Origin of the sequence: Pseudoalteromonas sp. Z1A6 (assembly GCF_011378745.1) — a bacterium.
Lineage (GTDB): Bacteria > Pseudomonadota > Gammaproteobacteria > Enterobacterales > Alteromonadaceae > Pseudoalteromonas > Pseudoalteromonas arctica.
The window spans coordinates 1-23,473 of the sequence record NZ_WTKW01000018.1 but is presented as its reverse complement, the minus strand read 5'-3'; the positions used below and the strand labels follow the sequence as shown (position 1 = coordinate 23,473).

The window sequence follows — 23,473 nt, the reverse complement described above, 5'->3', positions numbered from 1 at the left end:
ATTTTCTTAACGTTAAATAGACCCCATATATAAGCAGATTGGTATTACTTTTTAGCTAATAAAGTGAGCTTACCCAGAGTAATAATGGCTTGCTCTATCTGCTCGCTCCACGGCACACCATAACTTAACCTTACGCAGCTTTTATACTTATTAGAGGCTGAAAAAATAAGCCCAGGGGTAATACTAATACCAACCTCAAGAGCAAGTAAAAATAATTTTTTGCTATCGTATTCGCCTCCCAAATCTAGCCACATTACACAGCCTCCTTTTGGATCGCTTATACGTGTATTTTTTGGCATAGCTTGTTGTAAACACCATCGCATACGCTCTTTGTTATCGCGCAGGCGCTGCCTGAGTACCTTTAAGTTACGGTCGTACTCGCCGCTGGCAATAAATTCTGATAACGCCCATTGGTTTATTAACGAAGCGGAGCAACTTAGTGCTCGTTTATATCGCCGCGCTTGTGTTGCAAATTTACCAGCAACGACCCAACCCACACGATAGCTAGGCGCTGCGGTTTTAGAAAAAGATGAGCAACTGATCACTAATCCTTTTTTAGAGTACGCTAAAGCAGGTGTGCCTCGTTTTGCCGTAAAATATAAATCGCCGTATACGTCATCTTCAATAAGCACTACGTCGTGGCTTTCGAGTAACTCCACCAGCTGCTGCCTGTTTGTATCTGGCATAAAGCTGCCTACAGGGTTGCTAATTGCTGTCGAGAATAAACACGCTTTTATGTCATGCTCATTCAAAGCGCGATCCAAATCGCTTAACCAAATGCCATTATCTGGGCACAGTGGTATTTCGAGCGCTTTAAGCCCTAAGCTTTCTATTAGCTCTATAATCCCGTGATAACAAGGTGTCTCAATAGCCACTACATCGCCTGGCTTTGTCACGCACTTAAGCGCAATAGCCATGGCCTCTTGCGCACCATTGGTGATCACAAGCTCGTCCATATCAATGCCAATACCAAAATCTAAATAGCGATGCACTAATTGCTTTTTCAGCGGTACAAACCCATCTGTTGGGCCATAGTTTATGGCTTTACTGCCCGCAATTGTCATTACGCGGCGCATGTTTCTGGCGAGTGCTTTATCGGTAGGTGCTGCGGCAATTGGGTTAGCTATACCAAAAGGGACTACGTTCGCTTGATGAATCGCGCTGTACACCTGCTCTATTAAGGCTTGTTTATTTACCACAACAGGTTCGCGACTTAATTTAACTCGCTTAGGTAAATTATGCGCCATGCTAACGACTTTTAAAAAATATCCTGATTTTTCACGCGCCTCTACCAACCCTTGATCTTCAAGTGACTGGTAAGCCTGTTTTACAGTGGGGATACTTATGCTTAAGTTATCTGCCATTTTACGCAGTGATGGAAGTTTTTCGCCGGGGAGTAAAACTTGTTGAGCGCTCATATCTCTAATCAACTGAATAACTTGCTGATATAAAAACTCATGCCCTTGGCTATTTTTTTGTCTTATCATCACACACCAAATCTGTATAGGTTACATTTTTACTTTTCTGTATATGGTAAGTATACAGATAGGTCTTAAAATAGCCATTCAACCGGGCTTTGGAGACTAACCATGAAAAGTGCAGCGCTATACATTACAACCGTTTTAATTTGGGGCTCAACTTGGTTAGCCATAGAGTTTCAGTTAGGTGATATTGCGGTAGAGTTATCGTTATTTTATCGCTTTGCTATTGCAGCGCTTTTTATGTGGTTATATGTAGCGTACAAAAAACCCGACATGCGATTTAAGTTACTGGATCATGGCTTTTTTGTTTTATTAGCCATTTGTAATTTTGGATTAAATTATTTAATGCTTTACTGGGCACAAAATCACCTTACCTCAGCCATGACCTCTATTGCCTTTTCAATGCTGCTGGTTATGAACATAGTCAATACTCGGTTATTTTTTGGTAAGCCAATCTCAAAACGAATTTATACAGGTGCTGTACTCGCTGTATTAGGTATTACGTGTCTGTTTTGGCCACAGTTACAGCAGTTCGACTTGAGTAATGGTGCATTGGTCGGGTTACTACTTGCCCTTGGTGGCACCTTTGTGGCTTCATTAGGAAATATGGTAAGCGTTCGTAATTCTCGTAAACAAATTGGTGTATTGCAAGGCAATGCATGGGGCATGTTATACAGCGCTATAGGCTTGGCTTTATATGTATTAATGAACGATGTGCAATTTAGTTTAAACGCTCCACCAAGTTACTGGCTATCACTACTTTATCTATCAATATTTGGCACTGTAATCGCTTTTGGTTGCTACTTTGCTCTACTTAGAAATATAGGCCCTGAAAAAGCCAGCTACGTTATTGTTTTATTCCCACTAGTGGCAGTAACACTGAGTAGCTTTTTTGAAGGCTTTGAATGGCACGCAAATACCTTTGCAGGATTTAGCCTAGTGCTATTAGGTAACGCCATTGTGCTTACCCCAACAAAACGAATTAACGCCTTTTCAGCTAATAGAGCAATGGCTAAAAGTGGCTCCGTCCCCAGTTAGACGCGTTATTAACGCAACTAACGTAAAAGCGCCTACCCTACTGTAGGCGCTTTTTTATTGGCATATGAAAAAGTAAAGCCTGCCCATGTACACTAATAACGGCAGGAGTTTTATCTACCAGTTCACCATCTGCTTCAATCAATAACCCTTCAGTTTTTATGGAAGCTGTATTTAAGCGACTGTAGTTAAGGTTTTTTATATGCTGATGGCGCTTAAAAAACAACTTCATAAAGCTTATTACGTTATAAAAAAGCCCACCCGATCGCATTTGATAACACTCAAGCAGCCCATCAGTTAAATCTGCTTTTGGCGCTATTTCTAGACCACCACCAAAGTACTTATGATTAGCAAATACGGTAATTAAATTTTTATACTGCCTAACATCGTTATTAAACGTACCTTGTAACTGCTGAGCTTGATAATAAAATAGCTCCTTAATGCTCGTCCAACTGTAATCAAAAGATGAAAAACTAGCTTTAGCATTAATCGCTTTAACTACATGAGCATCAAACCCTACCCCTGCAATATTAATAAAATAGCGACTATTAATTTTTCCTACATCAATTGCTGTCGGTGTATTAAATAATGCCTTTCGCCAATCATCTTCTTTGCAACTAAACCCTCTCGAGAAATCATTACCTGTACCGCAAGGCAATAATGCTAACGTACAGCTACTCCCTATTAACGCATTAACCGCCAAGCTCAATGTACCGTCTCCGCCAAGTACAACTACTTTGGTAAATTTACTCAGTAGCAACCTTATTTGAGCGCAGTCATTGTTAAAGTTTCCTGTTGTAGTAAACATACAATAAGAAAAACTGCGTTTTTTACAGATGCTTTTAAGCCACATTAGTGATTTTTCATTCTGTTTTTTTGTACTTGGTTTAATAATTATTAGTAGTGACAAGCTTTTGTTTCCAACAATGTATTTGAGAACGAATAAAAAAGAGTTTAATTGAGTTTTTTTAATCTGAATAACTAGTCAAAAAAGGTTGTGTAAAATGCATATAAATAAATAAAAACACACACAAATACCAGTATTGGTGAGAGTAACGCCGATTTTATTTTAACTATTTATGCAAAAACCATAATAAAAAACACTGAACCGCACGTTAATAAAATAAATAAGGATTAGTTTAACTAATCCGTCAGGCTCAATTTTTATCGTTGTCTTTTTAATCAAACAACGTGCAAAATGCACGCGATTTCAACATATACAACCCGGAGCAAAATAATGAAACCAATTAACACATTAAATCAAACAGCAGCAGCTCAAGTAGCAGTTAAACCAACTAACCGTAAAGCAAGAATGTTAGCTAGACTTAACACTATTGGTAAAAGACTAGCACTTAGCGGCGCAGCTCAATATAAATAATCACCCAACCATGATTATTTTTCGGTGCAGCGAACACTCAACCACTAAATGAAGTCACTTATTTAGCTCCCCCTTGTTTGCTGCAACCTATTTATTTTATTAAAAATTGCCTTAATTTCCCCTTATTTACAAAAAAAACCTCATTTACGTACGTTTTTTAGGCAAACAGTCATTTTGCTATTTACACAGCGGTATCACCTAAGTATTATTCTGCGTCACGGAGAGATGGCAGAGTGGTCGAATGCACCGGTCTTGAAAACCGGCATGGGTTTATAGCCCATCTAGGGTTCAAATCCCTATCTCTCCACCATATTTTAATTGGTGGCTTTTTTTACTTCCATCAATACAAACGGTTATGCGTTGGAGAGGTGTCCGAGTGGCCGAAGGAGCTCCCCTGCTAAGGGAGTATAGAGTTTGTAGCTCTATCGAGGGTTCGAATCCCTCCCTCTCCACCATACTTAATTTAAACCACTTGATTGTGGTTTTTTTGTGCCTAAAATTTAACACCAATACTAAATTGGGAGGGTGAGAACCCTCGACAGGGTTCGACAAAATGTCTGGAACATTTTGGGCCGCTGCAAGCGTCGCGCAGCGATTGATTACATGCAAGCAAGCAAGTCTATCCCTCCCTCTGGACCATACTTAATTTAAACCACTTAATTGTGGTTTTTTTGTGCCTAAAATTTATAAAAACTAAACAAATTGTGCCTAGTAATAACTTAGGGCATTATTAACACAACTTTAGCCACTTTAGGTTTAGCTATGATCCGGTTCATATTGCTATCAGTTTGCGCGGCAGCACCATTTTTTACCTTGGCACAAAGTACAACAGTGTATAAGTGTGTCATTAAGGGCGTTCCTACCTTTAGCCAAACGCCTTGCGCTAAAGATGCACAAGTTATTACTCTCAAAGATATAAACGTAATTGAAGCGTACAAAAGCTCTACGCCCGGTAAAGGTATTACCGACTCCTCTGTGGATGATTACTTAGAGGTTCAACAAATAGATCGTGAAATAAAACGCCTTGAGCTATCTATTGCACAAAGCCAAAAAGAATACGCTGCTAAAAAACAGCAGATAGATTACATGACTCAAGATAAAGCCAATCGTTTAGGCGCTTCGTCTATTGCTGATGCTATCGCAACTAAAACAAATGCGTTAAAGCAAACTTACGACGCATCAATCAATCAAACGCAGCAAAAAATAGAGTCATTAAAACAAAGAAAGCAGCAGCTTAGCCAAAATCCTTAAGCGCTTGTTTTACTATCGATATAAACCGCTCAACGTCTTCTCGGGTATTATAAATATGTGGCGATACTCGTATTCCAAATTTACGAAAATCTACACTGACTTTCGCTTTATCAAGCTCTGTAAGTACATATTCTTGCAGCCCGGCAAAAAACAAAATAACAGTCCCGCTGCATTTATCACTACTCATAGGTGATACAACATATTCGCTTAGCTGCTCATGAATAAGCGTAAGCATCGCTAAGTTATGCTCCCTTACCTTGTGAGCAGTTAGCTCTGCAAAGTAAGCAATGCTATTGGCGGCAATAATATAAGGCGCTACAGAAGGAGTGCCCCCCCAAAATTTGAGCGCACTGGCGTTATATTCAAAATGGTTAATATCGAACTCAAATGGATTTTGATGCGAAAACCAACCCACATCTTTAGGTTCACAATATGCTATTTGGTGTTTGTTAACCCACAAATATGCTGCACCTGGCCCCCCACATAGCCACTTAACGCTCGAGCCAATCATAAAGTCAGCATCGAGTATGCTTAAATCAAGCGGTATAACACCCGCAGACTGAGCAACGTCAACTATTGATAAACTCTTGGTTAATTTACTTATAGCTACAATATCGTATACAGGTGCCTGCACACCTGTATTTGAATATACGTGGCTTATAAAAACTAAATCGATATCGGCGGTTATATAACGCTGCCAAACACTAATATCACTTAGATTTTCGTGCTCAGGTATAAACATGACTTGCGCGCACTCTGGTAATGCTTTTTGCATTGCAAAACCCATACTCGGAAAATCACTTTGCGCCATAAGCACTTTACAATTTTTTTGCTGTAACCGTGGATGCGACATAAGCAGCTTTGTTAAGCCGCTTGATAAGTTAACCTGCGGGCAAAACTGCGAACCAGGCGTATTAAATAACTTACCAAGTGCGGTAGTAAACTGCTCAACTGCCGGCAGCCATTGCTGCCAAGGCTCTTTATTTGAGCTCTCCCACGGTAAAAAGTAGTGCTGGGCTAAATATTGCTGTGTATTTTTAAGAGGACGGCCAACTGAGTGATTTAATAAATAACAGCCATCGGCCATACAAAAATCATTTTTAAGCATACTATTTAACCCATTTTTTAAGTGTATTTAGATCGTCAAAACGTGTTTTTATATCGTCGCGTTTTGCACTGGCTCGCCTATCTCTTAATTTTTCGAGCGAATCAAGTAACACATGAAGCGGCGGACCGCTTGCTGTTACCTTGCTCATATGCTGCTGTTGCATATTCTTTGAGGGCTGAGCAATAAATTTTTCAACTAGTTGATTATGATGACCGACTGCGGTGTCGCCATGTAATTTGCACACTTGGATAAATAGCTTTGCGTGACTTTTAAACCAATTTGTATTTTTATATTGCTTCGCTTGTAAAAAGTCATCCATAAAGCTTTGCATACGCATGGCTTCTCGTAGTATTTGTTGATCCTCTGGCATCATATATAAAAACTTATCCACCAGCATTTGCGAGTAACTAGGCTCATTTGCACTACAAAGCCCTAGTAACATATCAATCACGTTAATACCTGCAAAGTCACCGGCATTAGCGCCTCTGTAAACCTCTTTACCTACACGATACGGTTTATAGTAAGGGCGAACACAGTTAAAAAAGCGATCTGTATCGAGCTCAGTATAAAGTGCATTATTTGAATCAATAACATCTATAAGCGCCTGTTTAGCTACTTTTAGTAACTCACCGCATAAAGGGTGTGAAATACCTAACGGCAATATTTTTAGTAAAGCATCACTTGCGCGTTTATAGGCCAAAATACCTTGGGTGTTGTAATCTATAAATAGCTTTTCATCGGGTAAATTAGTAAATCGTTTATAAATACCGTTAAGTGCTTTGTTATGAGTAGTTAAGTGGGCGGTAGCAAAACGAGGGGTTACGCCAATAGATGCGCCTATATGCATAGCAAGCGCTGAGGCTTCTATTAGTGGAGACGTGGTTTCTCTGCTTGGTTCGGTAATTTCATGGCGACGGCATGCAGCCATAAATAATCCGACGTTGCCAAGTAGGTCAAAAGCACTATCAAAGCCTTGATCTGTGTTTCCCTCGGCTAATAAATTACTAATTAATGCGTTGCCTTCTTTTTCTAATTGTTGCTTTAAGGCCTCGCCTATTCCTTCTACATTTGCTTTATCGGTTTGCTGCCAATAAAGCTGCTCTAATTCACTGTTTAAAGTGACAAACTCAGTTCGAATCCAGTGATCAAAAATAGCGGTATGTGTGTTCATTGTTGTGCTCTATTATTTTTATAGTTAAATGCTAACAGAGTTCAATGAGGGTAAAACGCCAAAAAAATTAGTAAAAACTGTAATACTTAGCAATAATCACTACAAATATAAAAATAATTAATAAAAGCCGACAACTATGTTAGATAAAAAAGATCAGCAATTACTTATCGCACTACAAAGCCAAGCTCGTATGTCGGTTTCAGATTTAGCCAGCAGCATTAACCTGTCAGATACACCTTGCCTAAGACGTATAAAAAAGTTAGAGCAAGAAAACATTATTACCGGCTACCACGCCGCCATAAACCCAAAAGCACTTAACCTTAATGTGTTGGTGTATGCGTTTGTACGATTAAGCCAAAACTCGGTAAGTGCTGCAGAGCAATTTGAGCAACATGTAGAAAAATTACCACATGTATTAGAGTGTTGTGTAATATCAGGAAGCTATGATTATTTATTAAAAATAATTGCACATGATCTTGAGAGCTACGAAACGTTTGTAAAACATCAACTAGGTGGTTTAAGTTGTATTGCAAATATAGAATCAACCGTTGTGTTAAAGCAGTCATTTAGCAAAAATCAGTTACCATTATAAAAATACCCTAAATAACTTACTGTTAGCTATACTGATATTTCAAAACGATAATAATAATTGCTTGGACCTTATGTGAAAAATTTTAACTCTAAAAATCACTCCATTATTTTTTACATCATGTTTGCTTTAGCATATTTTTTAGTGGGTATAGCACTCACTAAACTTGCTTTTAATTCGCAAATAATTCCAATTTGGTTACCTGCTGGTATTGCTCTGGTCGGTTGTTATATTTGGTGGTGGCGCTTTATCCCGCCTTTATTTGTAGCTGCAATTGCATTTAATTTAAATATTTTTGATAGTTCAGCTCATGAGCTAGTCCTGGTCGGTAACTCATTTAACGAAGCAATGTATATCGCCTTTGGTGTGGTTATACAGGCAATGGTGGGCGCTGCTTTACTAAAATTTTGGCTTGGTCACCCACTACGCTTTAAAAAGCGTAAAAACATAATTTACTTTATTCTCGTCATAGCCATATTAGTCAGTTTAATTTCGGCTAACTTTGGCGTGTTCGCTCTTAGTCAATTTAACTCGGTTTATAGCATTGATAATCATTGGAAAAATGTTGTTTATTGGTGGCTTGGCGATACATTAGGGGTATTAATTGCAACTCCGTTTTTACTTTCTTTACTACCACAAAAATCTAATCAACATAATATATCGGCGTTTCCAACAATTGCAGTATGCTCTATTTTATTTGTGTCTGTTGCGGTTACAACACAGCTATACGATCAAGAAAACCGTATAAGCACAATTAAAATCGCCGAACGTGAAGTTCACGTTATAGAAAATAGCCTTTATAGATATACAAATCGCAGTATTATTGCAGTACAAAGCCTAGCAAGCCAGGTTCAATCATCATCAACATTAAGCCAGCAAGATTTTTATTCTTATGCTAGCCAATTACTAACCCAGCACGCATTTATTAATGCTTTATCGTGGAATGCAAAAATACCTCAAGATCAACGTGAGACCTTTGCCCAAGAAATATCAAATATTTACCATTTAGATGTTGATGTAGTAGGTGAGCCTCTTGAAAAAAATGATCCCCTCGTTATCATAAAATATATAGCCCCTTTCAATGGTAATCAAAAAGCAATTGGCTTTAATGTATTTTCAAATTCTGATAGGAAAAACTCCCTGCTTAACCCTGCTATAAAATATATGCCCGTAGGGACTAAGATAATTCAGCTAGTACAAACCAAACAACCTAAACCCGCTTATTTGTTATTTGCCCCTGTGTATTCTCAAAGTGACGATAAAGAAGTAATTAAAGGCTACGTCACGGGTATATTTTTAGTACGCAGTATTATTGAGCAAGCAATTACTAAACAGCAGTCTGATATGTTTTCGATTGGTATATACGAAGATACAAACGCACCGCCGTTTTATAGTAATTACTCTCAAGATGTTCATCAGGCTAAAGGAAGTCGTTTGATGTCGTTTGATGTGAGCTTTGCAGGGCAAAAATGGATTGTAAAACTAGCACTTAAAGAAGGGTTTTTAGCACAACATAATAATCAACTAACGTTATTATTGCTCATACTTCAAGTTGCCGTATGTTCTTTAATTTTAATGGTTTTACTGCTGTTTAATCAGCAACAAATTGCACTTACACGTCAAGTTGCCGAGCGTACACACTCGCTTGCACAAGCAAAGCAGCAGTCAGATTTAGCTAACCAAGCTAAAAGCCAATTTTTAGCTAATATGAGCCACGAAATCCGTACACCTTTGAATGCTGTTATTGGGTTTTCTTCGCTTGCTCGCGAAACCGATAGCGCAAGTACGCTAATTGGTTACTTAGATAAAATAAACTCATCATCTAAAAGCTTATTAAACCTAATTAATGACATTCTTGATATATCAAAAATAGAATCTCAAAAGTTAGTTATTGAGTCTATTGCATTCGACCTAGGTGCTTTAATAGCACGTATAAACAATATGTTTGAACACAGCGCAACTAACAAAGGTATTAAGTGGCAAGTTAGCTCAAAACTACCTTTAGATATCTGGTTTATTGGCGATCCAATGCGAATTGAGCAGATATTGCTTAACTTGTGTAGTAACGCGATTAAATTTACAAACCAAGGCAGTGTTACTCTAAACATAGAAACAGAGTTTACCACTGCCAATAAAGTACAGCTTGTTATAACCGTTAGCGATACCGGCATAGGTATAAAACCGAGCCAACATAAAAAGTTATTTAACGCATTTACCCAAGCTGATAGCTCTACATCAAGACAATTTGGCGGTACAGGACTTGGCTTAACCATAGCAAAAGAGCTAAGCCAGCTAATGGGGGGAGAAATAACACTTAAAAGTGAAATAGATAAAGGCTCTACTTTTACATTTTCCATGCGATTAGAAACAACAGAGCCTAAAAAAGAGCATATTATTACATTTGATAATACGAATATTACTTCGCTCAGCATTTTAGTGGCAGAGGACAACCCAGTAAACCAAATGGTGATTAAAGCGATGCTTGGCTCGTTAGGAATTGTGCCGTATATAGTAGAAAATGGCGAGCTGGCGGTCGATATAGTAAAAAAGCAGCATTTTGATTTAGTGCTTATGGATTGCCAAATGCCTGTAATGGATGGCTATAGAGCCACAGCATTGATCCGGCAGTTTAAAACCGAACAAGAACTTCCGATTATTGCTTTAACTGCCGACGTAATGCCAGAGGATAAAGCACATGCAAAAGCCGTTGGATTTAACCAACATCTTGCAAAACCGCTTGAACTCATTAAGCTAACCGAGTGTCTTGTCCAATATGCAGAAGTTAATGAACAATAGTGGTTTAATTTTAAGAATAGTTTTAAGAGTATTTTTTGGTTTTGTTTTAAGTGTTTTTTCGCATATTGCAGTAGCTCAAAACTGTATATCGCAGGCGAGTGACTTTAAATTTATAATAAAAAGTAAGCAGCAAGGCCTATTACGTTTTGAAAATGAGTACACCCACCAGCGCTTTAATTATCAAGCCCTTTTACCATTTAGCGATTACTTAGATTACGAATATAAACATATAAATAAAGCTAAGCCCCATGCAAACATGCCATGCCCCGTTATTACACAAACGTATCGGCAGTTGGTAACACAGGGTAAGCGAAAACCTGACCCTACTATTGCAGATATTATTGCCCCTTTTGAGCTTACGTACCCAAACAGTAATAAAGTTGCACTACTAATCCACGGGCTAACTGACTCACCCTTTACGTACCACGATTTAGCACAAGTGTATTATCAGCAAGGCTATACCGTGCGTACTATTTTATTACCAGGACATGGAAGCGCTGCAAGTGCTTTACTCAATGTAGAGGTTAGCCAGTGGCAACAGGCAATAAAGTACGGGGTTGAACGCTCGGTGCAAGACTTTGATGAGGTGATACTCGCAGGTTACTCTACCGGTGCAGCGTTACTTATTGATTACGCAACCAAGCAAACTGTCTCACCTAAAATTAAAGCGCTTATGCTTTATTCGCCAGGCTCCGAGCCACATAATAAATACGGCTGGATAGCAAAATGGATTGACGCTATACCGTTTGTTAATTGGATAGATAAAGACGCCGATGTAGACTTTGCTAAGTATGAGTCATTTCCTTTAAATGCAGCTGCGGCCTCATACGATGCAATGTCACTTGCAAGCATAAGTAGCTTAAACAAACGCCCCGCACTTAAATTACCTATTTTTAGCGTACTTAGTGATATTGATACAACAATAGATACGCGTGCCACACTAAAATTATTAAGTACATTACACCAAGGTAATTCAGTAAAATATAAGCCGCTCGATACTTTAGTACTTTATGGCAACACTGATATTTTACCGCCAGACTTTACTAGTGACTACATAGTAAGTAACCCGCAATGCACAACACTGCAGTGTAAAAAAATTCACGGTATATCGCATATTGCGGTTGTTAACTCACCGCAAAATCCACATTATGGAATTAATGCAACTTATCGTAATTGTGGCAGCTTTATTAACGACGACTTACTGTACAAAACATGTAAAACAACAAAAAAACCACAACTAGGAGAGCGTACAAGCGCAAACTTAAAAGACTATCCGGCTTTACAGCGCTTAACTTATAATCCTCATTTTGCCGAGCTTAAAATGCAAATTAGTACGTTTATTAAAAACGTAGAACAGCTTAGAACAACTACAAGGTAAGTAGTCATGGGAACGTTTTCGCACCAATGGTTTAGCAGTATTAATGAGATTGACCAGCCGCAGTGGCAACGTTTATTTGGTGATGAACCATTTACTCAACATGCTTTTTTATATGCCCTTGAACAAAGCCAATGCGTAACACAAAAAAGCGGTTGGCAGCCCCATCACCTCGCTATTTTTGAAGGTGATACACTCGTTGCACTTGCACCCGGGTATTTAAAAAGTCATTCATACGGCGAGTACGTATTTGACTGGGCATGGGCTGAGGCATACGAAAAACACGGTTTAGAATATTATCCCAAGTGGCTATCTGGTATTCCCTTTAGCCCTATTGAGGGTAAGCGCATTGCTATCGATCACATCAATCAAAATGCGGTGTATCAATACATTACAGAGCAACTGAGTATACACAGTGCTCAGCAAGGTTGGTCGGGATGGCATGTTAATTTTTGCGACCAAGCTCAAGCCACATCATTAACTGAGCAACACGCCATGTTAAGAGTGGGTGTGCAATTTCAGTGGTTTAATAAAGGTTATGAATCCTTTGACGACTTTTTGCAGATGCTTAGCTCGCGTAAACGCAGGTCACTTAAAAAAGAGCGAGCTAAAATAGCGCAGCAAAATATTGATATTGAATGGCTGCAAGGCACACAAATTACGCCCGAGATAATGCAATTGTTTTGTGAGTTTTATCAGCGTACGTATTTAAAACGATCTGGTCATTTAGGCTATTTAAATATGGAGTTTTTTACGCTTTTACATGCATTAATGGCCAATAACCTCGTTATTATGCTAGCCAAAAAAGACGATAACGTGATTGCTGCAACCCTTAGTTTAATTGGTGAAAATACGCTTTATGGGCGCTACTGGGGAGCAAGTGAAGAAGTAGACTCGCTACACTTTGAGCTGTGTTATTACCAAGGTATTGAGTTTGCAATAAAACATAAACTCAGCTGTTTTCATTCAGGTGCACAAGGTGAGCACAAAATAGCACGCGGATTCGAACCCGTACTTACCTATTCTGCTCACCATATTGTTGATGGCGACTTTAGTCATGCAATAAGCGACTACTTAAAGCGTGAACGCGGCCATATGGATATATATAAAGAGCAATGTAGCTCATTACTGCCGTTTAAAAACGAGTAGCTGATTATTTGCAGGCATGGCTGTATCGCTAATGAGCGTAAGCCCTGCTTGCTTAGCTAGTTGTTCAACTGCTTCAAAATCTCTTATTCCACTTAACGGATCGCGCTCTGTTAAAAAAGCACTAAAGTCATCATTACTTGGGCTGGTAAATTCACCTTGGTATTTGAATGGCCCATAAATACATAACATACCTTCGTTATTTAAATGACGTTTAACACCGTCAAAAAAACGTTCAACTAATTGCCAACTAACAATATGAAATGTATTTGCCGTATAAATAGTGTCAACCTTATCTACTGGCCACTCATTATTTAAATCAAGCTCAAGCGGCGCATGCAAATTAGTTAAATTAGCTTCGCGGTGCCATAAGTTAATCCCTTCGTGGTTTATAGCGCGATCACTTGTATGCCACTGCAAATGAGGCAATTGCTCTGCAAAAAACACACTATGTTGGCCGGTTCCTGAGCCAACTTCGAGCACTGTTTTAGTGTTTTTTAATACGGTTTTTAATTGCTTTAAAATAGGAGCTTTATTGTTTTCACACGCTTGTGAAAATGGCTTTGTCATTTCTGTGCACCAAAATTGTCGGTTAATGCACAACAGTAAAGCAAATTTGACTTATTTTGTCGTGTTCAAAAAATGATAATTTTTAAATTCTATAACTATCATGAGGTTGAATTTATTATTATGATTGGTATGTAATATGCTTTTATGTAACTAACCCACTAAAGGGTTTAACTTATATTAAATTTTTAAAGGATAAAATTATGCATATACCCTCTTATACAGCTGTAGACGCAGCTGTTGCTATAACCGAAAAAACCACCGACGATCATAGTTACGCCGTTGATATGAGAGCTACAGTAATCGATTTACTTTCGCACCCTAAACATAATCAACAGGCGATGACCAAACATGAAACAGATCAGATATTTATTCTTGGCTACAATTAATACTCAAATTAGTATCGCAAATAATTTTTATAATAACTGTTTACACTGAAACCGATTAAATGTAATGATAACTATTATCGTTAACTTGAGTCGGTTTTTTTATGTCTTCAAATCATGCCCAGCATCGTTATCATCAAGAACTCTCTTGTCATTGCTTAAGACCTGGTCTGCATGCCCCCATGCTCGTTGCCGATTACATAGAAACCGCCCTTAACGTCGCAAAAAAATTTGAGCTGCAACGTAACCCTTTGCTTCAAGAGTTTTATCTTAGGCGCACACACCATGAAATTATGAACAAAATGTGCGACCCTCTTATACATAATGCTATTCGTAAACAATGTTTAGAGCAGTTATACAAACCATTATTAGCATTAAAACGATTTTATAAAGTGCACAATAATACTGCACAATTTTTAATACTTGAGCGCGAAGCGCGTATTCTTAGCCACGAATTCAACCCTTTTTAAGGAGCACACTTATGAGCAACTTTAGAACAGAATCAGACAGTATGGGCGAGCTACAAGTACCTAATGATGCGCTCTATCAGGCGCAAACACAGCGAGCGGTTAATAACTTTGCCATTAGTGGCTTACCTATGCCAAAGAAATTTATAACTGCACTGGCTTATATAAAACAAGCCGCAGCACAAAGTAACTTTGATCTTGGGCATTTAAGCAAAGCTAAAGCCAATGCTATTGAGCAAGCTTGCCAAAGTATTATTGATGGCGAACACATTGAGCACTTCCCCGTTGATATTTTTCAAACAGGCTCGGGCACAAGCTCAAATATGAATGCCAACGAAGTTATTGCAACGCTTGCTAGTCGATTAGGTAATGAGAGTATTCATCCTAATGATGATGTAAACATGGGGCAAAGCTCTAACGATGTAGTCCCTACTGCTATCGCACTCAGTAGTGCAATAAATGTAGTGTATGAATTACTTCCTTCGCTTGAAAACTTATCGCAAAACCTAGAGAAGAAAAAAGCTGAAGTTGGCCATATAGTTAAAACAGGCCGTACACATTTAATGGATGCAATGCCTGTTACGTTTGATCAAACACTCAGTGCATGGCAGTCACAAGTCAATCATGCAGCAGCAGGAATTAGACATAGCTTAGAGCGTGTATGCGAGCTTGCACAAGGCGGCACTGCCGTAGGAACAGGTATTAATGCAGACCCTAAATTTGCAGCAAAATTTGCAGAAAACCTGAGTGCTAATGTAGGTATTAGATTTACGCCTAGTAGTAACTTTTTTTACAATATAGGTTCACAAGACGCCATCGTCGCACTTTCTGGGCAATTAAAAGTACTCGCTGTTGCACAAATGAAAATAGCCAACGACCTACGCTGGATGAACTCAGGACCACTTGCAGGCTTAGGTGAAATAGAGCTTGAAGCGCTTCAACCAGGCTCATCTATTATGCCTGGCAAAGTAAACCCGGTTATACCAGAAGCCGCCGCAATGGTAAGTGCACAAGTAATAGGTAACGACGCCACTATAACGGTAGCCGGCCAGGCGGGTAATTTTGAGCTGAATGTAATGCTGCCAGTCATTGCGTATAATATATTGCAAAGCATAGAATTACTTGCAAATAGCGCGCAAGCACTGGGCGATAAAGCGATTGCCAGTTTTAAGGTGAATCAGCCAAATATAGATAAAGCACTCGCTAAAAATCCAATTTTGGTAACTGCGCTTAATCCGGTGATCGGTTATGAAAAAGCAGCAAAAATAGCAAAGCAGGCTTATAAAGAAGCTCGCCCAATTATTGATGTAGCTGAGCAGGAAACTGATTTACCGCGCGAAGAACTCGAAAAATTACTTAATCCAACCAAGCTAACGCAGGGTGGACTTTAATAAACAATATTTTTCACGTCTTTAATTACTTGATAATATAGTTTTTATTGCCGTAAAAAATGCACCGTGTATGATAGTGATGAATATTTCATCACTATCAAGGTTTTTTATGCGTACCCCATTATTAGCCATACTTTTACCACTTTGTTTAACTGCATGCTTAGATAAAGCACCCACTGAAACACAGCAAGCAACAATCGCCTCAGAGGCTGAAGCACCTAAGCAAGAGCTACAAAAGCTAAAAGAGAACACTCAATTACAAGAAAATACTAAAAAGAACGTAGTTGCTGAAAAAATACCAAAAGCTGATTTAAAAAACGTTTCAATAGACGATATAAAAGCAGCCAAAACTGAATTAAATACACTAATTACAGATAAGCAATGTGATACCAGCACTCAATGTAGAGTAAATGCAGTAGGTAGTCGCGCATGTGGCGGGCCAAGCAGCTTTGTCGTGTATTCAACAAACACTGCGTCTGAGGAGCAAGTAACAGCCCTTAGCGACAAAATCACAAAGCTTGAAAGTAGCTATAATTCACAAAAAGGGATTATGAGTATTTGTCAGCATTTAACAACGCCAAGCACGCAGTGTGTTGAAAATAAATGTGTTAAACTTGAAGGCTCAGCGGTAAGTGCATTTTAAGGATAACGTTATGAGTTGTTTACCATCAACAGTTAAACTGTCAATTATAAGCATTGCTAGCAGCATTTTGTTACTAAGTGGCTGTGCTAGCACTGTGACGTCAGGTAATGAACAAAGTAAAAACTTGTCTGACTTGAACTATGATCTGAATAACATGGTGAGTAATAATAGCTGCACCGCTAGCTTTCAGTGCAAAGTCCTTGAAGTTGGCGCCCGCGCATGCGGTGGACCGAGTAAATACGCGGTTTATTCAACGCTAAACACCTCTCAAGAAGAAGCGGAACAGCTTGCTCAACAAATAACAAAACAAGAAAACATACAAAATAAAGCACAAGGCTTAACTGATTGTTCTCCAGTACTTGAAGTGCAATCGCTGTGTATTAATCAACAGTGCCAATCGTTTGATATAAAATAAATCAAACTTAACCTCAGCGTTAACTTATATACGGAATTAACGCTGAGATTACAACGACCAATACCACGCAAATACCCGCTTTTATAATGTACTTCATAGGCATTGTTTTAAGCACCCAATACGCATAAATAAAGCGTACAAAATAACTCGCCGCAGTACCAAACAACGCAAAAATAATTAAGTAAGCAATTAAAATAATATTCATAAAAACCTAATTAAATTATTTCACTTTTTTATTTTTAGTGTGCGCTATTAATAAATCAGCTACTTGCTGCTTTACGGCTCGCTTATCATCGCTTTGTACATCAAACCGAGTGGCAAGTTGTGCTATTTCATCATCATTTAAATTAAACGATAAACGTTGACGCGTTTTTTTAGATTTTACGTCTAAGCCAAGTATTTTGCGGATCATGTCTGATGGAGTTAGTTCTTGATCGATCGCTTGTTTTTTTATCAGCTTTTGAACTTCGCTGCTCAGATCAAATGCCATTTGCGTAGCGCGTACAGCTTGTTCCTGACGTAACCACTTGTCTTTAGCATCACTCACTTAGCATCTCCAGGAAACAAGTCTACAATATCTGTCATTGGGCGCGTCAGCGTTAGCGATACTTCGGTTTCGCCGCCATCCCAAATTTCGATATTTAAACCAAAGCCTTCATTATCAGACGCTAAGCAAATCATTTCACATGGCTCGCCACCTTCTTGCTCATAACGAGGCAAAGCTTGGTTGCGGTAATCTTTATTATGGAAATAACACACATAAGGCGACTCGCTTTGTTGGTAACTTTTAGCTAAAAACTGCATAAAGCGCTCTGGTGTATTTTGCACTGTAATGTGGGTTAATGACTCTTCATCAAAAATACGCGCAAACTCATCAAGGCTAAAAATTTCTTCAACTTCGTTTCGTTGAATTTTAATAGAAAAGTTTGCCCACTCTTCACCGTCATCTTGCTCAATTTGTAAAAATACAACTTGCCCGCTATTTGTCTCAAGTACAAATTCGGTATCACTACTGTGCTGGTATTGGTAAGTTTGAATACCAGTAACACGTAACGTTTCACCTTTTAACCATGTTGGATAAGCAAATGAGTCTATAACGCTAAACATGTCGCCTACTTTAAGATCGCTTGGATGATTAAGCTGACGCTCTGGCTCTTTTTTAGATTTGAAAAAATTAAACATAGGAAGGTTGCCTTCTAAGCAAAAAAGGCAACTGAGCAAAACTCAGTTACCTTTTTAAAGTATAAACGTAATGGTTAGCTATTTTGCTTCGCTTTAATACGAGCTAAAATATCAGCACTTTTTGGACTTGTGTCACCAATACCGGCTTCAGCCATTTTAGCTTTTAAGTCATCGCCATTTACGTCTGACTCAAGTTGCTTTGCAGCACCAAGCTGGTCGCTACGATCTTGTTGACGCTGTTTAATGCGCTCAAGCGACTGACGAGCCGATGTCATAGACGAGCTATTTGTATTAAGTGTGCTGTTAACAGCCATTGTTGCTTGCTGTACGCTTTCAGTGGTTTTAACCATAGTAAGCTGACGCTGATTCTCTTTAATCGATTTTTCAGCATCTTTAACTTGCTGCTTAAGCGCAACAATGTGATTGCTAAAACCAGATAATACTTGCTCGTTTTCAGCTTTTTCAGCTTCAAAGTCACCAATTTTTTCTGCAATTTCTAATGCTAATGCTTCGTTGCCCTTTTCAAGAGCTTGGCCTGCATACGCTTCATGTTCAGCGATTGAGGCATCTACTGCGCTAATTTTACGCTTAGTTTGCATTTCTTTAGCCATTACTTCTGTAAGACTTTTTTTAGCGCGGTGAAGTGCATTTTGCGCGTCTGCAATTTCTTGCTCAAAAATACGGATGCCGTTTTTGTCTACAATTGCTTCGCCTGCTTCACGAGCGCCGCCACGTACTGCTGTAAATAATTTTTTTAAAATACTCATAATCTTAACTCCACTAACTAGCTATTAATCGTTTAAATACAAGGTCACGGCTTCTAGTGCGTCTATAGCGTTATCAGCTAATGTCACTAGTTCGTGGGTAACGTCATCTAATGATGAATTTACCGACAGTGCACCAAAAATCGCGTATTTGTTATCGATTTTAGCAAATGCACTCAGTGGAATTGGCACGTTTAAACGTAATAATGTTTCGTTTAATTCGTCGCGTAATTCACTTTTAACTTCATCTTCGTCAAACAAGTAGCTAATACATAATAACTGCTCTTGCGTTTGCGTAACAAAAATTGGAAGCTCATCATTTCCATCAACAATGACTTGTAAAACATCTTGCTCGCCTGGGTTGGCAATCAAGAAAGACTCAAAGTTAGCGCCTTCAGTTTCAAAAGAAGCTAATTTTATTGAAAGTTCATTTAATTCCATGTCTCTGCCTTTTGTCGTTTGACATATTATGTCTGAGTTAAGATTCTCATGGCCGACATATTATGTCAACCATGTTTTATTAGTTTTTATACAATTCGCTTTCTATTTGCCATGCAGTTCGGTAGTAATCATACAACTGACCAGACCCTAACCTATTGACCTCAATACTTTTAACTTGTTCAAAGTAGTGGTTAGGAAATACAAAACTTGCCAATAAATATTCTTTACTAATCCACCTTGATGGCACAGGCATAGCCGTAGCATCATTAATACGGCCACTGGCCGACTGCCCCATTTTAGTCGCTATAGTCCAGCCCCACTGCCCAAAAGAAGGTATGTTTTGCTGATACTGCTCAACATAGCCAAACCCAGCAGCTTTAACTGTTTTAGCAATGCTTAAAAACGCTTTTTTAGCGTGATAAGGTGAGGTTGATTGAACCGCCATTGCGCCATCGGGTGCTAATAACTGCCGTACATGATTATAAAAGTAGTCACTGTACATTTTATTTAGATCAGGATGATTAGGGTCAGGTAAATCAATTAAAATAGTGTCGAACTGCTTAGATTGGTCAAGTAGCTTTTCAACTTCTAAAAATGCATCACCCACAATTATGTTGGCTCGCGAGTCATGCATCGATTTATTGTTTAGCTGTAGTAATCGCTTATTGATGTGCTCTGGCGGCGTAAAGTCACCGTCTTTATGACCAAATAAATTCAGTAATTGCGCGTCTAAATCTATTAGCGTTACTTCGCTTACAGGCCATTTTAAAACATCTCTAAGTGCAAGCCCGTCACCACCACCAATTATTAATACACGGTCGTGTCTGTTAGAGGCAAGCATTGCAGGGTAAACCAGCATTGAATGATATATTTGCTCATCAATACTTGAGAACTGTAAACGCCCATTTAAATATAAATCTGTAATTGGCTGAGGTTGGTTTTTGCTTAATCTTTCGGTTAAAACTACGTGTTGGTATTTAGTTGCTTGCGAATAAATTACTTTATCTTTGTATAAAACATTACTTAGATTGTTCATCCAGCTACTGCCAAATACTAAAATAAAGCCAAATAATGCCAGTAATACTATATGGCAAACTAAAAGTGCCTTAGCAAAGCGCACATGGGTATGGTAGCGCCATAAAAACGCGAGCCCCGCAATGATATTAAATAACGCCGTCCACGCTGCAGCCTGCATTATAGGCATTGAGAGCATGATACTTACCCAAATGGCTGCACCAATACCAGCACCGATATAATCGGCACCATAAATAGTCCCTGCGTTGTTTTCTAAAAAACGGCCATAAACGTGCTGACGAATGCGCGCTATAAGCGGTATTTCCATACCAATAAATAAGCCCAGTATTAAACCAAAAACATAAGGTAGAAAACGTGACCACTCTTGTAGCTTTTGAAATACGTAACCATTAAGTACAACATCAGGGGGTAAATTAAAAATGCTCGAAAATAAATGAGGAAGAGAATAACTAACTGCTATTACACCCGCTATCGCTAAAATGCAGCCCATGCCAACCAAAGCAATAATGCTTTCTAGCCAAGCAAAAGCGGTAAATGCATCTTTGAACCAGCGCGCTAAAAAAGCGCCTAAGCCCATTGCGACAATCATAGTACCAATCATGGCGTAAATAGCGCTCTCTACTGAGCCAAGTACACGGCCCGCATAATGAGACAGTAAGTATTCATAAATAAGGCCGCACCCAGCAAGCACAGCCATAACAGTAATAAGTAGTATATCGTGCCCAAGTAAGCGAGACTTACTTGGGGGAGTGTTGGTTGATGACACTGATTATGCGCCTAGTAATGTTGCCATAGTGATACCTACAGCAAATGATACTGCTGCAGAAATAGTAGCTACACCTACATTTTTTTGACGATTAACTTCATCTGAAATATCACAACCAGATAAAATTATTTTAATTGTCACTAAGTGCAAAATAATAAATGCAACAAGGCTCACTACTGCGCTAATAGCCCAGTATAGTAAACTCGCATTAATGTTATCCGCAGCGTAAGGTGCAACACCCGTTGCTGCTGTAATAGCTAATGCACTACCGACTAAAAATCCAGCGTAACGAATACCCACAGCTAAGTTACCATCAACAATTGCTTGTTGTAGGCAGTCGCCACTTTTATTTGTACGCTTAAATAACTGCACTCGGTACTGGCTAACAAGTAGTAATACAATGCTACTTATAATAAAGGCGGCAATTACAATTGGAAGACCATGCCAGCCATCAGTAGCCACCCATAAAAGAGCTGAGCGAATAACAATAGCGACACTAACAACATGACCAAAATCAATTATTGAAGCTGTAACGTTACCTTTAACGATTTCATCGTGCAGACTTACTTTACGAAGTGCTACTTTATCTTGAAAGAAGTGACCCAATTTAATAAGTACAATAGCTAATGCGCCGTAAGCTAACATTTGCAGCGCTTCTTGTTGCAGTGTTGCAGCAAAAGCCCCACTACTTACACCCGTTAATACAATCGCCAGTGCCACTAAACCAGCAGCAAAACTAATACCAAAGGCAAAGTTATCGCGCTCTGTTATTTCATCATTTGCGTGTAAGTTTGAAACCCAACCTTTTATATATTTAAGGCTTACAAATAATAAAACAATAATTGCAAAATCAATCGCCAGCGCTTGTAGCGACCACATAGTTATTCCATTAAATTCATACATATTATTCTAACTCCAACTTTATTCTTTTACTTACCACGGCTCACGCCACGAGAGGTTCTGCTACCGCTATCACGCACCGATCCAGAGCTATTGCTATAACTGCTCGAACGAGAATAACTACTGCGGCTTTTTGGTGGCGTATAACTGCTACGGCTTAAACCTGATGCACCTGTTTTTTTACTCGCATAAGGGCTTGTAAACTGCTTACCTTGGCGTTGGTATGTTTGGCGCGTGCGTGTTTCTAGCGCGCTTTGAGTTTTAATTTGTTTAGGACTTGAATAACGCGAACGGCCATAGTCATTGTAATAACTATACTTTCGGCGTTTGCTCCAGCTTCCGTATTCAACACGGTCAAATACATCGCCTAAAATACGATACATTCCGTACCATTGCCAAAAGCTAATACCGTTACTATTTGATTGCCAGTTACCATAGTTAGGATTACCTACCATTTGGTTACCAACACCCTCACCTTCAGCTTGCTTACTAATTGCGCCTACACGTGCTAAAGCACCTTTCGACATATCAGCTAGCATATTAATAGGATCGGTTAACGCATCAGAAAATAACGTAGGTTTTGCCGCTTCACGCAACAAATCAATGCTATGTAACGTATCTTCATAAGGAGGAATTAAGTAAGTTCCTTTAATATCTTTAAGTCGCTGTGTTAAGCCACTATAAAGTGCGCCTTGGCGCGTTGCATCAAGGGTAATTACATCAACAACTTTTGTAAGCTCTGGTTGTTGTTTTTTAAGAAGCTCACCATATTCTTTAAGTAATACAGCATTGCGTACGCTTCCATTATCGAGTGCAGTACCAAGCTGAGACAGCTCCGTATCTACCTTTTTAATAGACTCTTGAATTGTTTGTTGCAGCTGCTCTTCTTTCGATTGACAACCCATAAGCACTGCGAACAAACAAAACAGGCTCATAAGTTTCCAAGCTTTAATATTCGACATTCATGTCACCTGATTTACTAAATTAACGCAGGTAGTTTTACACAGGTCACTTATTAAACCAAGAATGAAATTGCAACAAAGTGAGAAGAAGCAGCTAGTTTTTAAATCAGACTGTGATTTAGTGAAGATATTGAGTCGTATCGTGAGGTTAGAATTGAAGTAGAAGCTTTATAATATCAATCTGCTTATATATGGGGTCTATTTAACGTTAAGAAAATTACGCT

Annotated in this window: 25 protein-coding genes and 2 tRNA genes; 14 read left to right on the top strand and 13 right to left on the bottom strand. The window is 38.8% G+C overall.

Annotation, left to right across the window (positions count from 1 at the left end; genetic code table 11):
• Positions 1-44: 44 nt before the first annotated feature.
• Positions 45-1,487: a PLP-dependent aminotransferase family protein gene (locus GQR46_RS02330; RefSeq protein ID WP_165739702.1), complete on the bottom strand. Its 1,443-nt coding sequence runs from the start codon at positions 1,485-1,487 to the stop codon at positions 45-47.
• A gap of 102 nt (positions 1,488-1,589) precedes the next feature.
• Here GQR46_RS02330 and GQR46_RS02325 point away from each other — a divergent pair, with 102 nt between their 5' ends.
• Positions 1,590-2,519 (top strand): DMT family transporter, encoded by a 930-nt coding sequence (locus GQR46_RS02325; protein WP_165739697.1) that lies wholly within the window; start codon positions 1,590-1,592, stop codon positions 2,517-2,519.
• 37 nt (positions 2,520-2,556) lie between these two features.
• On the opposite strand, the gene GQR46_RS02320 is transcribed toward GQR46_RS02325, so the two are convergent.
• A complete protein-coding gene (locus GQR46_RS02320) occupies positions 2,557-3,426 on the bottom strand; it encodes a YegS/Rv2252/BmrU family lipid kinase (RefSeq protein ID WP_024593834.1) in 870 nt (289 codons plus the stop codon).
• Positions 3,427-3,753: 327 nt separating this feature from the next.
• Here GQR46_RS02320 and GQR46_RS02315 point away from each other — a divergent pair, with 327 nt between their 5' ends.
• From GQR46_RS02315 to GQR46_RS02300, 4 genes are all read left to right on the top strand, one after another.
• On the top strand, positions 3,754-3,894 hold the full coding sequence (locus tag GQR46_RS02315; RefSeq protein WP_010554841.1) for a hypothetical protein: 141 nt from the start codon (positions 3,754-3,756) through the stop codon (positions 3,892-3,894).
• Between the two features lie 219 nt (positions 3,895-4,113).
• Positions 4,114-4,204: transfer RNA gene (locus GQR46_RS02310), tRNA-Ser, on the top strand.
• 52 nt (positions 4,205-4,256) lie between these two features.
• Positions 4,257-4,349, top strand: a tRNA-Ser gene (locus GQR46_RS02305).
• 307 nt (positions 4,350-4,656) lie between these two features.
• Positions 4,657-5,145 (top strand): DUF4124 domain-containing protein, encoded by a 489-nt coding sequence (locus GQR46_RS02300; RefSeq protein WP_165739696.1) that lies wholly within the window; start codon positions 4,657-4,659, stop codon positions 5,143-5,145.
• On the opposite strand, the gene GQR46_RS02295 is transcribed toward GQR46_RS02300, so the two are convergent.
• Both GQR46_RS02295 and GQR46_RS02290 read right to left on the bottom strand, forming a co-directional pair.
• Positions 5,129-6,253 (bottom strand): aminotransferase class V-fold PLP-dependent enzyme, encoded by a 1,125-nt coding sequence (locus GQR46_RS02295; protein WP_165739694.1) that lies wholly within the window; start codon positions 6,251-6,253, stop codon positions 5,129-5,131. The two genes, GQR46_RS02300 and GQR46_RS02295, sit on opposite strands and share 17 nt — an antisense overlap.
• Before the next feature lies 1 nt (position 6,254).
• Positions 6,255-7,424: a monodechloroaminopyrrolnitrin synthase PrnB family protein gene (locus GQR46_RS02290; protein ID WP_165739692.1), complete on the bottom strand. Its 1,170-nt coding sequence runs from the start codon at positions 7,422-7,424 to the stop codon at positions 6,255-6,257.
• Positions 7,425-7,560: 136 nt separating this feature from the next.
• Between GQR46_RS02290 and GQR46_RS02285 the strand changes: the two genes are divergently transcribed.
• From GQR46_RS02285 to GQR46_RS02270, 4 genes are all read left to right on the top strand, one after another.
• Complete coding sequence (locus tag GQR46_RS02285) at positions 7,561-8,016, top strand: Lrp/AsnC family transcriptional regulator (protein WP_165739690.1); 456 nt, start codon at positions 7,561-7,563, stop codon at positions 8,014-8,016.
• 72 nt (positions 8,017-8,088) lie between these two features.
• Entirely contained in the window at positions 8,089-10,809 is a 2,721-nt protein-coding gene (locus tag GQR46_RS02280; protein ID WP_165739688.1) for an ATP-binding protein, read from the top strand.
• Positions 10,799-12,187 carry an alpha/beta fold hydrolase gene (locus GQR46_RS02275; RefSeq protein ID WP_165739686.1) on the top strand — a complete coding sequence of 463 codons (1,389 nt, stop codon included), beginning with the start codon at positions 10,799-10,801 and terminating at the stop codon, positions 12,185-12,187. The genes GQR46_RS02280 and GQR46_RS02275 overlap by 11 nt, the downstream gene beginning before the upstream one ends.
• 6 nt (positions 12,188-12,193) lie before the next feature.
• Positions 12,194-13,333 (top strand): GNAT family N-acetyltransferase, encoded by a 1,140-nt coding sequence (locus GQR46_RS02270; RefSeq protein WP_165739684.1) that lies wholly within the window; start codon positions 12,194-12,196, stop codon positions 13,331-13,333.
• On the opposite strand, the gene GQR46_RS02265 is transcribed toward GQR46_RS02270, so the two are convergent.
• Positions 13,310-13,900, bottom strand: a complete 591-nt coding sequence (locus tag GQR46_RS02265; RefSeq protein WP_165739682.1) for a DUF938 domain-containing protein — start codon at positions 13,898-13,900, stop codon at positions 13,310-13,312. The two genes, GQR46_RS02270 and GQR46_RS02265, sit on opposite strands and share 24 nt — an antisense overlap.
• A gap of 200 nt (positions 13,901-14,100) precedes the next feature.
• On the opposite strand from GQR46_RS02265, the gene GQR46_RS02260 reads away from it, so the two are divergent.
• From GQR46_RS02260 to GQR46_RS02240, 5 genes are all read left to right on the top strand, one after another.
• Positions 14,101-14,286, top strand: a complete 186-nt coding sequence (locus GQR46_RS02260) for a hypothetical protein (protein ID WP_165739680.1) — start codon at positions 14,101-14,103, stop codon at positions 14,284-14,286.
• A gap of 101 nt (positions 14,287-14,387) precedes the next feature.
• The gene (locus GQR46_RS02255) at positions 14,388-14,753 is read left to right on the top strand and encodes a hypothetical protein (protein WP_231613042.1); all 366 of its coding nucleotides are present in this window, start codon (positions 14,388-14,390) and stop codon (positions 14,751-14,753) included.
• An 11-nt stretch (positions 14,754-14,764) separates the two neighbouring features.
• Positions 14,765-16,141, top strand: a complete 1,377-nt coding sequence (locus GQR46_RS02250) for a class II fumarate hydratase (protein WP_165739678.1) — start codon at positions 14,765-14,767, stop codon at positions 16,139-16,141.
• A gap of 109 nt (positions 16,142-16,250) precedes the next feature.
• Positions 16,251-16,784 (top strand): hypothetical protein, encoded by a 534-nt coding sequence (locus GQR46_RS02245; protein ID WP_165739677.1) that lies wholly within the window; start codon positions 16,251-16,253, stop codon positions 16,782-16,784.
• Between the two features lie 10 nt (positions 16,785-16,794).
• Complete coding sequence (locus tag GQR46_RS02240; protein WP_165739675.1) at positions 16,795-17,199, top strand: hypothetical protein; 405 nt, start codon at positions 16,795-16,797, stop codon at positions 17,197-17,199.
• 19 nt (positions 17,200-17,218) lie between these two features.
• On the opposite strand, the gene GQR46_RS02235 is transcribed toward GQR46_RS02240, so the two are convergent.
• From GQR46_RS02235 to GQR46_RS02200, 8 genes are all read right to left on the bottom strand, one after another.
• Positions 17,219-17,404, bottom strand: a complete 186-nt coding sequence (locus GQR46_RS02235; RefSeq protein ID WP_165739673.1) for a hypothetical protein — start codon at positions 17,402-17,404, stop codon at positions 17,219-17,221.
• Positions 17,405-17,419: 15 nt separating this feature from the next.
• Entirely contained in the window at positions 17,420-17,746 is a 327-nt protein-coding gene (locus GQR46_RS02230; RefSeq protein ID WP_165739672.1) for a hypothetical protein, read from the bottom strand.
• On the bottom strand, positions 17,743-18,381 hold the full coding sequence (locus tag GQR46_RS02225; RefSeq protein WP_165739670.1) for a DUF4178 domain-containing protein: 639 nt from the start codon (positions 18,379-18,381) through the stop codon (positions 17,743-17,745). Before GQR46_RS02225 ends, GQR46_RS02230 begins: the two co-directional genes overlap by 4 nt.
• 74 nt (positions 18,382-18,455) lie before the next feature.
• Positions 18,456-19,148, bottom strand: a complete 693-nt coding sequence (locus GQR46_RS02220; RefSeq protein ID WP_004335088.1) for a PspA/IM30 family protein — start codon at positions 19,146-19,148, stop codon at positions 18,456-18,458.
• A gap of 24 nt (positions 19,149-19,172) precedes the next feature.
• Positions 19,173-19,586 carry a DUF2170 family protein gene (locus tag GQR46_RS02215; RefSeq protein ID WP_008170558.1) on the bottom strand — a complete coding sequence of 138 codons (414 nt, stop codon included), beginning with the start codon at positions 19,584-19,586 and terminating at the stop codon, positions 19,173-19,175.
• A gap of 79 nt (positions 19,587-19,665) precedes the next feature.
• Entirely contained in the window at positions 19,666-21,387 is a 1,722-nt protein-coding gene (locus GQR46_RS02210) for a polyamine aminopropyltransferase (protein WP_101163052.1), read from the bottom strand.
• Positions 21,388-21,390: 3 nt separating this feature from the next.
• Positions 21,391-22,290 carry a DUF350 domain-containing protein gene (locus GQR46_RS02205; RefSeq protein WP_165739668.1) on the bottom strand — a complete coding sequence of 300 codons (900 nt, stop codon included), beginning with the start codon at positions 22,288-22,290 and terminating at the stop codon, positions 21,391-21,393.
• Positions 22,291-22,316: 26 nt separating this feature from the next.
• On the bottom strand, positions 22,317-23,249 hold the full coding sequence (locus GQR46_RS02200; protein WP_165739667.1) for a CHAD domain-containing protein: 933 nt from the start codon (positions 23,247-23,249) through the stop codon (positions 22,317-22,319).
• Between the last annotated feature and the right edge of the window lie 224 nt (positions 23,250-23,473).